The 12,741-nt window shown below is 66.9% G+C and carries 12 protein-coding genes; 1 reads left to right on the top strand and 11 read right to left on the bottom strand.

Annotated features, from left to right (window positions below; genetic code table 11):
• Positions 1-5 precede the first annotated feature (5 nt).
• The 10 genes from AC5L36_RS41425 to AC5L36_RS41380 all read right to left on the bottom strand — a co-directional run bounded on the left by AC5L36_RS41425 (position 6) and on the right by AC5L36_RS41380 (position 9,693).
• Positions 6-1,010 carry a GHMP family kinase ATP-binding protein gene (locus AC5L36_RS41425; RefSeq protein WP_441216828.1) on the bottom strand — a complete coding sequence of 335 codons (1,005 nt, stop codon included), beginning with the start codon at positions 1,008-1,010 and terminating at the stop codon, positions 6-8.
• Positions 1,007-1,939, bottom strand: coding sequence for an NAD-dependent epimerase/dehydratase family protein (locus AC5L36_RS41420; RefSeq protein WP_441216829.1), 933 nt, complete (start codon positions 1,937-1,939; stop codon positions 1,007-1,009). Before AC5L36_RS41420 ends, AC5L36_RS41425 begins: the two co-directional genes overlap by 4 nt.
• 8 nt (positions 1,940-1,947) lie before the next feature.
• Positions 1,948-3,360, bottom strand: coding sequence for an NUDIX domain-containing protein (locus AC5L36_RS41415; protein WP_441216830.1), 1,413 nt, complete (start codon positions 3,358-3,360; stop codon positions 1,948-1,950).
• A gap of 261 nt (positions 3,361-3,621) precedes the next feature.
• Entirely contained in the window at positions 3,622-4,695 is a 1,074-nt protein-coding gene (locus AC5L36_RS41410) for an NAD-dependent epimerase/dehydratase family protein (protein ID WP_441216831.1), read from the bottom strand.
• Between the two features lie 66 nt (positions 4,696-4,761).
• Positions 4,762-5,517 carry a class I SAM-dependent methyltransferase gene (locus AC5L36_RS41405; protein ID WP_441216832.1) on the bottom strand — a complete coding sequence of 252 codons (756 nt, stop codon included), beginning with the start codon at positions 5,515-5,517 and terminating at the stop codon, positions 4,762-4,764.
• Positions 5,507-6,232 carry an HAD family hydrolase gene (locus AC5L36_RS41400; protein ID WP_441216833.1) on the bottom strand — a complete coding sequence of 242 codons (726 nt, stop codon included), beginning with the start codon at positions 6,230-6,232 and terminating at the stop codon, positions 5,507-5,509. Before AC5L36_RS41400 ends, AC5L36_RS41405 begins: the two co-directional genes overlap by 11 nt.
• Complete coding sequence (locus tag AC5L36_RS41395) at positions 6,229-7,392, bottom strand: glycosyltransferase family 4 protein (RefSeq protein ID WP_441216834.1); 1,164 nt, start codon at positions 7,390-7,392, stop codon at positions 6,229-6,231. Before AC5L36_RS41395 ends, AC5L36_RS41400 begins: the two co-directional genes overlap by 4 nt.
• Positions 7,393-7,416: 24 nt before the next feature.
• On the bottom strand, positions 7,417-8,229 hold the full coding sequence (locus tag AC5L36_RS41390; protein WP_441216835.1) for an FkbM family methyltransferase: 813 nt from the start codon (positions 8,227-8,229) through the stop codon (positions 7,417-7,419).
• 103 nt (positions 8,230-8,332) lie between these two features.
• On the bottom strand, positions 8,333-9,004 hold the full coding sequence (purN, locus tag AC5L36_RS41385; RefSeq protein WP_441216836.1) for a phosphoribosylglycinamide formyltransferase: 672 nt from the start codon (positions 9,002-9,004) through the stop codon (positions 8,333-8,335).
• Between the two features lie 56 nt (positions 9,005-9,060).
• On the bottom strand, positions 9,061-9,693 hold the full coding sequence (locus AC5L36_RS41380) for a histidine phosphatase family protein (RefSeq protein WP_441216837.1): 633 nt from the start codon (positions 9,691-9,693) through the stop codon (positions 9,061-9,063).
• A gap of 208 nt (positions 9,694-9,901) precedes the next feature.
• Between AC5L36_RS41380 and AC5L36_RS41375 the strand changes: the two genes are divergently transcribed.
• Positions 9,902-11,086, top strand: coding sequence for an MFS transporter (locus AC5L36_RS41375; protein ID WP_441216838.1), 1,185 nt, complete (start codon positions 9,902-9,904; stop codon positions 11,084-11,086).
• A gap of 113 nt (positions 11,087-11,199) precedes the next feature.
• Here the strand turns inward: AC5L36_RS41375 and AC5L36_RS41370 are convergent, their stop codons facing one another.
• Positions 11,200-12,192, bottom strand: coding sequence for a LacI family DNA-binding transcriptional regulator (locus AC5L36_RS41370; protein WP_441216856.1), 993 nt, complete (start codon positions 12,190-12,192; stop codon positions 11,200-11,202).
• Positions 12,193-12,741: the final 549 nt, after the last annotated feature.

Here is a 12,741-nt window from a genome sequence, read left to right as displayed (position 1 = left end):
CGTAGCTACCACGACAGGGCCGACGGTCGAACGACCGTCGTGCCCTGCGACTCGAAATGGAACGGGACGTGGCGCAAACCATGATTCGCGAGCGCGTTCGCGAGTGCGGGCGCCGAATCAGGATCGGCATACACCAGAAGGAAGCCACCGCCACCGGCGCCAACGATCTTGCCAGCCTTGGCACCGTTTCGGCGGGCCACGTCCAGGTACTCGTCCCACCGACCGTCCTTGTCCCGCACGCGCTTGAGCTCCCAGTGCTCGGACATCAGCACCGGGATGTCGTCCAGCCGTCCGGACTCCAAGGCGACACGGGTCCGGGCACCCAACTCACGGATCTGATGGAGGGCCTCTATCCGCGCCCGCAGACCGGCCTGCGTGGGTGGTGCGTGAAGCGACCCGGCGCTGTCGCGCCGTTGGCCGGTGTAGAACAGGTGCAACCTCCGGTCGAGGGCCTCGAGCACGTCCGGTGCGATGTCCAGCTCGGGCGCCCGCACCTCACCCCTCGAGCTGATGATCAGCCGTCGCATCCCGCCCAGCGCGCAGGCGTAGTGGTCCTGCCGTCCGACCGGTCGCCCGAGCCGCTCGTTTTCCAGCTGGAAGGCGTGCTCGGCCAGTTCCATCCGGCTTGGTTGCCGCCCGGCCAGTTCGTACAGCGCCGCCAATGTGCTCACCGTGAAGGCACCCGAGCTGCCCAGACCGGTGCCGGAGGGCACCGGACCGAGCGACACGATCTCGGTCGGCTCCAGGATCCCGACCGCTTTCAGCGCCTCGGACACGTGCGGGTGTCCCAGACCGTCCGGCGACCGGGCCACGTCCGTCCGCTCGTAGCTGTAGCGGAACAGCCCGTCGACGCGCCCGCGGCGGGCGACGACGGTTACCGGTAGCGAGACGGCCGCCGTGATCATGTCACCGCCGAACCGCTCCGCGTAGAAAGGTAGGTCGGTCCCGCCCCCGCCGAGGGTGAGCCGCAGCGGGGTACTGGCCACTACGAGGCCCTTGTCGCCTGTCATGGCTTGACGCCGCGGGACGTGAGGATGCGGGCGGCCGCGATCCGGACCGCCTCGGCGGCGCTGTGCCCAGGGGCCCAACCCGTCGACAGCGCTCGCTCGATGTCGAGTTCGACCACGGGTTGGTCGCCCGCCCAGGAAAGCGGTGCGTCCGTCGGGACGATACGCGGCGCCGGCAGCTCCATGGCGGCGGCGACAGCGGCCGCCACGCCCGCGACGTCGAGGCTGCCGCCGGCGGCGAGGTTGACGACGTCGACCAGATCGTCGCGGGCCGGCCGGTCCCTTATCCACCTCATGCCGGCGACCACGTCGTCGACGAGCACATAGCTCTTTCGCTGCCGGCCATCGCCAAGCACGTGGAGCTCGTCTGGGTTGTCGGAGAGTTTGGTGACGAAGTCACGGATGATCCCGCGCCCCATGCCTCCGCCGACCACGTTGCCGAGCCGGAAGATCCGGCCACGCAGTCCGAACGTATGCGCGTAGGCCGAGATGAGCCCCTCACACGCGAGCTTTCCGGCGGCGTACAGCGAACACGGCAACAGCGGGCCGTCGCTCTCGCGCGCCACCGGCGCCCCGTTGTCGCCGTACACGCCACTCGTCGACGGAAACACGATCAGCGGCGTCGCATGGTCGCGCATGGAGTCGAGAACACGTTGGGTGAGAAGGATCGACTCACGGATGTCGACCGATGTGTCCCTGGCGCCCAGCGGTATGTCGGCGTTCGCCGCGAAGTGCCAGACCTCCTGGACGCCGGGCATGACCTCGGGCAGCGTGCGGGCCAGATCACCGGTCACGTAGCGCAGCCGCGGCGAGTCCAACAGATCCGTCAATCGCCATGGGTCGGGCGCGAGATCGCTGGCGACGACATCGTGTCCGTCCGCGTGCAAGGCCCGAGTGACATGTGCGCCCACGAAACCGGCGGCGCCGGTCACCAGTACCGTCACCGGACTTCCTCCCCCGTGGTGGACCGCGTCTGGGTGAGGTCGAAGGTCACGGCCAGCGCCGCAAGGGTCGGCGCGTCGCTGAGCAACCCGGACCGTATGTGGGCGGACAGGTCGCGCCGGGAAACGAGGCGCGTCCGCAGGCCGGCCTCACTCGCGTCGGGCGTCGCCTGTTTCCGGTGCGCCGGCACGACCTGTACCAGAGAGAAGCCGTGACTCGCCCAGTCGCCCGCCTCGTGAAACCGTCCGGGTAGCAGCCGCGCCTCGGCGCCGATCCATCCGGTTTCCTCGCGAAGCTCGCGCAGCGCCGCGTCGACGACGTCTTCGTCGCGACCTTGCGCCCCTTGTGGGAACTCCAGGCTCCAGCGCCCGATGGCGTACCGATACTGCTCGGTCATCAGCAGGCGCCCGTCGGGAAACTCGCACACGACGACGACGAAGTCAGCGCGGGAGACCACGGCGAAATTCGAGACCGACCCGTCATCGAGCTGGATCGAGTCCTCGCGCACGGACATCCAGTCGCTCCTGAAGACGGTCCTGCTGTCCAGCCGGCGTTTGGTCGGCCTCCGGTACGGCGTGTCCCGGGGGCTCGGCGGACCCGGCGAACGCGACGCCGGCGGGGTGAGCCGCGGCAGCGTGCCGGTGCTGACCAGTCGGATGAACTCGGCATAGCCTTCCGGCGAGCCGATCTCGTAGAACCTGTGGTCAACCGGCACCGCGCCAAGGTCCCGACTGTCGATCATCGATTGAAACAGGACGTCGAGATCCACCGGGAACAGGTGAGGGATCCGCACGATGACGGAACGCCGCATGATCGCGATGCCGTAGTCGATGTATGCGAAGACCCCAGGACCTGCCTGCTTGTCGTACACCGTCACGCGGTCCCCGGCGACCGCGACGTTACTCGGCACCAACCAGTCCCGGTTGTGCAGCACCGCCATGCTGGCTTCCGTCCCGATGGCCCGATGCCGCCGTACCAGCTCGCGCAGATCGACAGGGGTGTAGGTGTCGCCCAGCAGGAGAATGAACTCCTCCTCGACCATCGCGGCGGCGGCACGAAGGCAACCGGCGGTCCCGAGTGGCTCCACTTCCACAGTGGACGTGACACACAGGTCGGGTGGGCGGTGTCGCTCGACCGCGTCGAGGACCGCGTCGGCGCCCACGCCCAGGCACATGTGTAACCGCCGGACGCCCTGCGTCGCCAGCAGTGCCAGCACGTAGGCCAGGAACGGACGACCCTGCACGCCGGCGAGGATCTTGGGGGTCCCGGGCGGGAGTTTCGCGGAGAGCCTCGTGCCCATGCCGCCGGCGACCATCACGACCTGCGGCACGACATCGACGGTGGGTTGGCGATCGCGTTCGGCGGCAGCGCCCTCGACGGCGGCACGATACGTCGGATCACTGACCTGCATAAAATTCCACCATCCGCATGGACGTCGGACGCGTTGACCAAACCTTGGCGACGATCCTCCCCGAAGCGGAAGAGAACATGCCGCGGCGGAGTCGAATAAGTTTGGCGACGGCGACACGGAGGTGAGCGACGCACCCCCGTGCCCTTACATTTACAGCCATCTCTGACTATAAGTGTCTCGTTCGGTCGTTGCAAGACTTGACAAGAAGCTTGGTTCGAGTCTTGCCGCTCGACGTCGACAACCCGATGCAGGCGATCGCGGTCATCTTGTCGGTTTCCAGTTGCCCATATTCTCCTCGTATATCTCTACAAGCGTGGCCGGCACGTCGTACGTCGGGGACCAGGACGGATAGTGTGACCTCCATTTGGCCATGCTGCTGACCCACCATATATGGTCACCGATTCGATTTTGCTCATGGTAGGTTACCCGCATCTCGTTTCCGGAGATCTTCTCTGCCAGCGCGATCGCCTCCAGATTGGAAACGTTGGCGTGCCGGCCGCCGCCCAGGTTGTAGACCTCGCCGCTGCGTGGACGGCGGAAGAATGCCTCGAAAGCCGCCACCACGTCGTGCGCGTGTATCGCGTCGCGAACCTGTTTTCCGTGGTAGCCGTACAGGTTGTACGTCCGCCGCTCCATGGCGCAACGCATCACATACGCGAGGAATCCGTGCAGTTCCGTTGCGGCGTGTGCCGGCCCGGTCAGGGTCCCGGCCCGAAAGCAGGCGGTTTTGAGACCGAAGTAGCGACCGTATTCCTGCACCATGATGTCGGCGGCGAGCTTGGAGGCACCGAAGATCGAGTGTAGGCAGCCGTCGATCGGCATGTCCTCGGTGACGCCTTCGTAGTACGGGTTACTCGGTTCGAGTTCCCATCTGGTGTCCAGCTCGACGAACGGCAGCGAGTTGGGCCGGTCGCCATAGACCTTGTTGGTGGAGCAATGAATGAACGGAGCGTCGGCACACTGCTCACGGACGTTCTGCAACAGATTGAGCGTACCCGTGGCGTTGATATCGAAATCGGTGAACGGGTCGCTTGCCGCCCAGTCGTGCGACGGCTGTGCCGCGGCGTGAACTACCAACACAATGTCGCGCCGGTATCGGCCGAATAGGCGAGAAATACCTTCCCGATCTCGGATGTCCATATGCTCGTGGTGATACGCGGCACCCAGGTCCTGCATGAGGCGCCTGACGTTGTTCGCGGTAGACGCCTCACCGCCGTAGAACCGAGCGCGCATGTCGTTGTCTATGCCCAACACGTCGAGGCCGATCCCCGCGAAATGACGTGCCGCCTCAGAGCCGATCAATCCGCCCGACCCCGTTACGAGTACGACGCTCATGATTCTCCAGGGACCGCGTGCCAGTGCCTGCGGGACGTTATTGTCATGATTTCCGCCTCGAGAGGATCAGGGAGCCTGGGCTTCGACAGCGAAATTGGCCTCGGGCACCTCGTCAGGAAACCTGATCGGGTGGACATCCGGCACGCAGCCCATGAAATAGCGCGTCTTGTCGGCGGGCAGCGCCTCGATGCCGTCGAAGCCGGCCGCCGACAACATCCGGATCACCATGTCGGGCGTGAGCAGGCTACGATGCTGGCCCCATTGGTGCGACATCCGGTTGATGTAGCGGGCCCACCGGAAGCCGTCGTCGTTCCACCGGTGTACGACCGAATCCGCCACCACCATCGGATCGCTCTCGGCTGCGGGGCCGAGCTGGAGCAGCCGCGCCACCTGCCTGGCGTCCGGCGACACGACGCGGATGACTCCGCCCGCGCGGAGCACGCGACGGCACTCGGCGAGCATGCCCGGCACGTCGTCGAGATAGAGGTGTTCGAAAAAATGCTCGGCCAGCACCGCCGCCACGGTGCCGGTCGCGGCGGGTATCCCCAGCAGGAGATCGGCTCGCCGTACCCGCGGGCCGCGGCGCCGAAGGTCGAGGCCGTACCAGCCGTCAGGCACTGTGCTACCCGAGCCCAAAGCTAGTCTCAGATCGTCGACGCGCCCCAGCAACCTTCGGGTCCTCGCGTTGCTCACCCACAGTGCGGCGTGCCGGAGGGGACGGGGAATCTCCGCGATCGACGCGCCGATCGCGGTCCGCCACCGGTATGGCGGTAGCCGCCATTCTCGTTCACCCGGCTCCTGCCAGCTCGGTTCACGCCCCATTCGAGTCTCGGTCCCTTCCCGGGTGACCGATGTGCGCCTCGATGTGTGACGCGACCTCGGTCAGCGAGGCGGCGGTCGGCCCGTGCCAGCTGACCGGGCGAAGCGCGTACCGATCGAAAAGGATGGCGGACCTCACGCCCGCCGCCAGACTGGCGGCCACGTCGCTGTGTGGGTCGTCGCCGACGAAGACACACGACTCGAGCGGAACACCCAGCCGTGCGGCCGCCCGCGCGAAGATCTTTCGATCCGGCTTGGCCACGCCTTCGAGTCGCGAGTCGAGGACCGTGTCGAAGAAGGACGCGATCCCGTGCCGGGCCAGGTCCCGATGGAGTTGTCCGTCGCCGTTGCTCACCGCACCCACGAGCAAACCCGCCCGCCGTATCGCGGTCAACGTCGGCACGGCGTGTTCGTCGAGAACGGACCACAGTGGATCGTCGTCGGTGTCCATCCGCTCCAGGACTCGCCAGATGGCCGGGCCGTCGTCGGGGGGCAGACCAGCGTGGCGCGCCCAGGACCGTGCCTTGTCGTCACCCGCCCAGAACGCCGACGGGTGGGGCTCCTTGGCGCCGGTCCAGACCGTCTCCGCCAATGCCTTCAGCGCGACGCCCGGCGGCAGCGGGTACCCGCGGCCGCGGAGCGTCGCTTGCCGGAAATGGCGTTCCTGGGGATGGATGATGACGCAGCCGATATCGAACAGAACAGCCCGTAGCCTCACGCGCCTCCACCCGGCCTTCCCACCGTGCCGGCGAGTGCCTCCTCGTATACCCCGATTACCTCGTTCGCCGTCCTGCCTATGTCGAAGTCCGAGACGTCCTTGGCCGCTCGGGTCACCAGCCGCCGCGCCAGCTGGTCGTCGGTCAGCAGCTCGGAGATCCTTTGTCCCAGTGCGGCGGGCTCGCCCGGCCTTACCAGGAGCGCGTTGCGGTCATGTACGAGAAAGCTGTCGAAGCCGGAAACCGTGGTGGCGACAAGTGGCCGCTCGGCCGCCATCGCTTCCAGCGCGGACAGCCCAAGCCCTTCGGCGTAGCTCGGCTGGACGACGAGGTGACAAGCCGCGTAGACGTCGGCCATGTCGCGGTGGGCTATCTCCTCGACGATCCGCACGGCCTCGGCCAGACCTAGTTCCGCGATCCGTTCCCGGATCCGTTGTGAATACTCGACCGAGCCGGAGTGTGCCGAGCCGGCCAGGACCACCAACGGGCGGGCCGGACCCATTATCGCCACGGCGGCGATGAGGTCGAGCTGGCCCTTGCGCGGGGTGAACCGGCTGGGGCACAAGACGACCGGACCGTCGGTCGACGACAGGCCGAGTATCGCCCTGCCGCGCTCGGCCGAGCCTTGGCGAAGCCATTGCACGTCGACGCCGGTGACCACGCGGCGAACGCGCTCTGCCGGGTAGCCGTGCCGCAACGCGGCGCGGGCATAGAAGTCGGAGGAAACCGTGACCAGCGTGAGCGGAAGCGAGTAGACGAACGTGGACCGGGCCTCGCCGAACCCGCCCGACTCGGTCGCCATCTCGTTGAACGTGCCGATCACCGGCACAGGCGGTTGGGCGATGGACGCCGACACGGCCGCGTCGTGCGAGAACACGTGCACAAGATCCGGCCGGCGCTGCCGGATGTGCTGCCAAAGAACGTGCGCCCGCGCGAACGTGTCGAACTCCCAGGCGATGGAATCAGCCGGGACGTCGCGGCCGACCGCGACGAAACGGCCACCCGCGCCGGTGACGGCGGCCCGTACCGCCGCGTCGGCCGCGCCGCAGACGACATCTACCTCGATGCCACGGGCGAGCAGCACGCCGATGACGGACTCGGCGATCACCTCGGCTCCACCGACGGCGGGAGGCAGTGCCGGGGCGACAACACAGACCCTCATGAGTCTTCCCTTCAGCACGACGTCCTAGCGCCGGAACAGACTGAGGTGGCCGTTCGTCTGGCGCCTACGCATGCCATGGCGGCCGAACGCCGAGATCACCGGCCCCGCGTCGATGTACTTGCGGTGGATCTCCACGACGACCGTGTCCACGATGTCCAACCAGCCTGTGTCGCCCTGCATGATCTGCTGTTCAGCACCCTCTACGTCTATCTTCATCAGATCGATCGACCTCAGTCCGTGTCGGCGGATGAAGGAGCTGACGGTGATGGACTCGACCTCGACCGGCGGCAAGACCAGGGCGCTCTCGAAGCGCGCGGCCCGGCCGGTCCGAGCGTCCACTACCGACTTGACCGTCGAACTCGACGCCCACCAGCGATTTGGATAGAACGGGATTCGACCGTCTCGATCCGATATGGCCAGCTGCTCTACAACCGCTTCGATCCCGTTCGCCGCGAAGTTCCTTGCGGCTACGGCGTTGTTTTCCGCCGCCGGGTCGACGCAGTAGAACCGTGCGTCCGTCGCCCAGCAGGACAGATAAACGCTCGCCAAGCCGATGTTCGAGCCGAAATCGACGACCGTTTCGGCCCGACCCAGCCATTCTCCGGTCACGTCCTGTAGCGCATTTTCGAGGAAGATCTCGCGGTACACGTGCCAGTCGCTGGCGTTTCGACGAATGGCCAGTCGGAGGTCTCGCCCGTTGACGCCTGTTCCTACGGTGGTAGCACGGCTTGACGCGAACGGCAGACCGAGAAAGGCACCGTGATACAGAAGGAGGTGGGCGGCGATACGCGGAAACTGTCGACGCGACGACACGGCCCTGACCCGGGCGAGATCCACCACGCATTCCCTCAACTCGCGACCAAGCAGCCACGGCAGGGTGCGGCTCGCGTCATCCCCGTCACGTCGCAGGCGGGGCCTGAATGGCATGACAACCCTCTTGTCAGACAGCCCGGCTGCGAACGAAATCGGCGCCGGACGGGCTGGCCTCGTCTGACCGCGGCCAGATCCGCGCCCTATTTCCTTCGATGACGACTCGGTCTTCTGCGAAGGCCTGGAGAATTCCCGGAAGTAGGCGGTCCTCCACTTCCGCCACCTTCGGATCGACCGTCGCCACCGTGTCGTCCACGTCGACCGGAATCGCACATTGAGCGATGATCGGACCGCCGGCTCCGGACAATGCCCGGCGCAGATGGAAGCTGACGCCGATAAGCTTGACGCCGTCCCGCAAGGGGGCGCCGATCGTGTCGGGCTCCTCGGCATAGGCGGGCAGCAGTGACGGATAGATGCTCAGTACACGATTCGGGAAGCGGTCCACAAGCGTGGCATCGACGACGTCCATGTAGCCCGCGGTGAACACGAAGTTGGCCCCGGCCGCGAGGAAAAACTCCGCTATTGCGGCGTCCCGCACCGAACGCGTGCCATACTTGTCGATCTCGAAGAGGCCCACGTGCGCGATGCCCGCGTCTCGAGCCACCTGCAACGCCGGGCACGGCATGTTGGCGGCAACGGCGACGACTGATCCCGGCGAGGGCTCGACTCCACATGCCCGCAGCGCCATCCGTAGCGCGACGCCTCGGCCCGAGACCATCATTCCGATCTTCAGCGCACCCATCCGCTACATCTCCCTACTAGCCGGAGTCACCGCTCCGGCGTCACGACGTCACCCGGCTACAGCTCGGCAAGAAGCTCGGCCACCGCACGCCCGTCCCATTCGACGCAGACTGTCCGCTCGGGCGTCACATCGAAGAGGCTCGCGCCACCGTTAGCCATCCACCGGCGGTGCCCGAACGCCGGGACAAGGTTTTCCGACATGTAAGTCAGCGCCAGTTGCAACAGCGTCTGATGGCTCACGACGACAACAGTGGCGTCGGCGGGCTGACTCTCCAAAATGCGTGTGACCACCATGCGGAACCGTTCGAGCGCATGCTGGCCCGACTCGCCTCCGGGCCCCAACTCGAAATCCAGATCACCGTGGATGAACCATCGCTCGAGCGCGAGGCTGAATCGCGCGAAACTGGCCTCGTCGGAACGCCCCTCCAGGTCCCCGACGTCACATTCACGCAACCGGTTGTCCTGGACGACGGGTATGCCGAGTCTTTCGGCGATGATTTCCGCACTTTGTGCCGCTCGCAACAAGGGACTTGAATAAATCGACGTCGGATTGCTCCCGCTCAGCAGCTCCGCAGCCCGTCGTATCTGTCCTACACCTTGCTGTGTAAGCTGACCGCCGGGCGATCCCGAGGTGATCACCATGCCAGCGTTGTGGTCTGTTTCCCCATGGCGAATGAAGACGATGCGCAACGAGTCGTGCCCCTCCGTGCCAACTCCGTTAGCCACCGATGATCACCCGGACCGCAACAGTCGGTTTCAATCAGGCGATCAGCCACCTCAGCTTGACCCAAGCGGTCGATGAAGTCAAGGGGAAACACCGCGAACAACATTGATGATCTACCATGGTCGGGTCACCTAGGCAAAGAAGTTGACCAATGCCAGGCCGAAGGAGCAAGCCATGGCGCGAGAAGCCGGACGGTCGCATCGCCGGTGGTGGATAGGTGTGCGTTTGGGGGTATTGACCAACGCAGCCTTCTATGCCACGATGGTCTTGACCCTGCCGCTGGCACTCGCCGACAAAGGTTTTGAGAAAAGCACGATAGCTTTCTTTTTCGCCATCGGCTCCGCCACCGCGGGAGTGCTCAATCTCAGCGTTGGGCCTCTTCTGCGCAAACGAGGCATCCCGTGGTGGAGTTTGGCCCTCGCCATTGCGTGCGGAATTGTCGGACTGCTAGGTGTCGGTTGGGCGACGGACCCGCTGGCGGCCTTGATATTCAGCCCGCTACTCGCCGCCATGACGCTGATCTTCCCGCTGCTCGTCGCGACGGCGAGCACCGCGTCATCGCAAAATGACTCCCGGCTGGCGAGCTCGATGCGCAGCACGTTCGTGATCGGCTATGTCATCGGTCTGTGTCTGGCCGCGCTGGCTCAATCAGCGCCGGAGCTCGGCGTACCGGTCGACGGTCTGGCACTGGCCGTCGTTCTCGCGTTCTGCAACTTGGCCGCGAGCTGGCTCATCCGCTCGCCGCGTCGTTCCGCCACTACCGAGCCAGCGGCACCGGCGGCAGAGTCGGTGTCACGAAGGGTGGCGCTGACCGCCACGATCGCCGTACTCGCTCTCGTCGCGGCGGACACCTTACGCCTCGTCTATCTGCCGCTCTACGTCGTCCATCGTGGACTGTCGCCGGAATGGGTCTCGATCCTCCTGCTCGCTGCCGTCGTCGCCGAACTGCCCATCCTGCCGGTGTTGGGGCGCTTGACAGAGAGGCTCGGCAGTCCCACCACCCTCGCAGTTGTCTGTGCCGTCGGAGTCATGTCGTTCGGCATGCTCGCGATCGGCGGCGGAGTTGTATTCCTGCTCGTTTCCCAGGCGATCTACGGCGCGTTCGCCGCGGGAGTACAAAGCGTCGGGGTCGTGCACCTCGGCAGCGTCCTGCGCGGCGGCCTCGGCGCCGGCGCGGGCCTTTTCACCACCCTCTTGCAGGTCGGTGCCTTGACCGGCCTGGTCGCCCCGCTGATGGTGCCCGGCTACACGGGTTCGATGTTCGTCATCGGCGCGCTGTTCTGCGTGCTCGGCGCACCGCTCGCGTTGACCGGCAGATGGGCGTCCACCCGGAGGGCGGTCGCCCGGTCACAACCATAGGCAGCGGCGGTCGAGCCGCGGCCCCGCCGCGGGCTTCAACCGCGGGCCCGGCGGGCACCCCAGGATCCCCCGCACGCGGTCCGCGGGTGGCGCGGGCGGATGTCGGTGAGCCGTCACGCGGCCGGGGACGAGGTGCTGGCGCGGAGGACGAGCTCGGGTGAGAGGAGGACGTGGTCGGGGGCGCTGGCGGCGGGCCGGGTGATCTGGTCGAGCAGGACGGCGAGGCTGCGGCGGCCGAGCTCGGCGAAGTCCTGGTGGATCGTGGTCAGTGGGGGCAGGAAGTAGCCGGAGTCGGGCATGTCGTCGAAGCCGACGACGCTGACGTCGTGCGGGACGCGGCGGCCGGCCTCCTGGAGGGCGCGGAGCACCCCGAGCGCGATCTGGTCGTTGCCGCAGAAGATGGCGGTCACCTCGGGGTCGCGGGCGAGTGCCTGGCCCTGCTCGTAGCCGGACTGGGCGCTCCACGAGCCGGGCTCGACCGGCGGGACCCGCGCGCCGGCAGCGTAGAGGGTGCCGCGCCAGCCCTCGACGCGTTCGCGGGCCTCCGGCCAGTCGGGCGGGCCCGCCACGTGGTGCACTGTGGAGTGTCCCAGGTCGAGCAGGTGTTGGGTGGCCAGGCGGGCGCCGGCGGCGTTGTCGATGCGCACGGTGGGCACGGCGTCGTCGTCGGCGCCGCCGCCCACGCCGACGCTGGCCAGGCCGGAGGGCACCTGGACGAGGGCGTTGGTGACGGCGGACTTGGGGGCGATCGCGATGATGCCCTCCACTGACTGTTGGCACAGTCGGTCGACGGCTTCGAGCACCGAGGGGCGTTCCAGGGTGCGGATCGAGGCCACGGTGACGAAGTAGCCGGCGGTGCGGGCCGCGTCCTCGATCCCGTAGAGCATCGAGGCCGGGCCGAAGAGCGTGGTCTCGAAGCCGATGACGCCGAGGGTGCCGGAGCGGCGGGTGACGAGGGTGCGGGCGGCGAGGTTGCGCCGGTAGTTGAGCGCCTGCATCGCCTCGAGGACCCGGCGCCGGGTCTCCTGGCGCACGTTGGGGTGCTCGTTGAGCACGCGGGACACGGTCTGGTGCGAGACGCCCGCGAGCCGGGCCACGTCTCGCATGACGGAGCCGCGGGGCTGGGGCGGCACCGTGCCCTCGGCCTTGGCGGCCTGCCCGTCGTCGGCCGCCGATCGCTTCGCTGCCACATCGCCCCCTGAGACCCAGTTGTTACCGATCACAAGTTAGCGCTCAGAGGCCGCGTGCGTTAGTCCTTCCCGGTGGCAACGCATCGGCAACAGATCGGGATCATCTCTTGACGCGTGAGTAGAGAACGGTAACATTCTCGTTCGCGGAGGGTGACACAGGCCACTCCCGCGGCCCACGTCAATCTCCCCTGGCGTGTGGGTCTCGCAGACCTGGATACGGCCAGCAGCACGACGCTCCTCGTTCTCCCGACGAGGCGCGTCACGGTTGTCTATGTTAACGCTCACCTAGCGGAGTGCGCACCAGTTTCGTGGCAGGAGGATGCGATGCTCAGGAGATTGTCCGCGGCGGTGGCCGTCGGCCTGCTGGCCGCCGTCACCGTGACGGCGTGTGGCGGCGATGACGGTGCCGGTTCTGGCAGCGGCTCGGACGATGGGAAGATCGTTCTCGGGTTTTCCCAGGTCGGT

This window comes from Phytohabitans sp. LZ39 (assembly GCF_059359075.1).
Note: the sequence above shows the minus strand (reverse complement) of the source record. Positions and strands in the feature narration are given on the sequence as shown.

Excerpts from the sequence above, each read along its gene's own strand:
- AC5L36_RS41415 (WP_441216830.1), bottom strand. The coding sequence starts at position 3,360 with ATGCAGGTCAGTGATCCGACGTATCGTGCCGCCGTCGAGGGCGCTGCC.
- AC5L36_RS41370 (WP_441216856.1), bottom strand. The coding sequence starts at position 12,192 with ATGCGAGACGTGGCCCGGCTCGCGGGCGTCTCGCACCAGACCGTGTCC.
- AC5L36_RS41425 (WP_441216828.1), bottom strand. The coding sequence starts at position 1,010 with ATGACAGGCGACAAGGGCCTCGTAGTGGCCAGTACCCCGCTGCGGCTC.
- AC5L36_RS41410 (WP_441216831.1), bottom strand. The coding sequence starts at position 4,695 with ATGAGCGTCGTACTCGTAACGGGGTCGGGCGGATTGATCGGCTCTGAG.
- AC5L36_RS41395 (WP_441216834.1), bottom strand. The coding sequence starts at position 7,392 with ATGAGGGTCTGTGTTGTCGCCCCGGCACTGCCTCCCGCCGTCGGTGGA.
- AC5L36_RS41405 (WP_441216832.1), bottom strand. The coding sequence starts at position 5,517 with ATGGGGCGTGAACCGAGCTGGCAGGAGCCGGGTGAACGAGAATGGCGG.
- purN (WP_441216836.1), bottom strand. The coding sequence starts at position 9,004 with ATGGGTGCGCTGAAGATCGGAATGATGGTCTCGGGCCGAGGCGTCGCG.
- AC5L36_RS41375 (WP_441216838.1), top strand. The coding sequence starts at position 9,902 with ATGGCGCGAGAAGCCGGACGGTCGCATCGCCGGTGGTGGATAGGTGTG.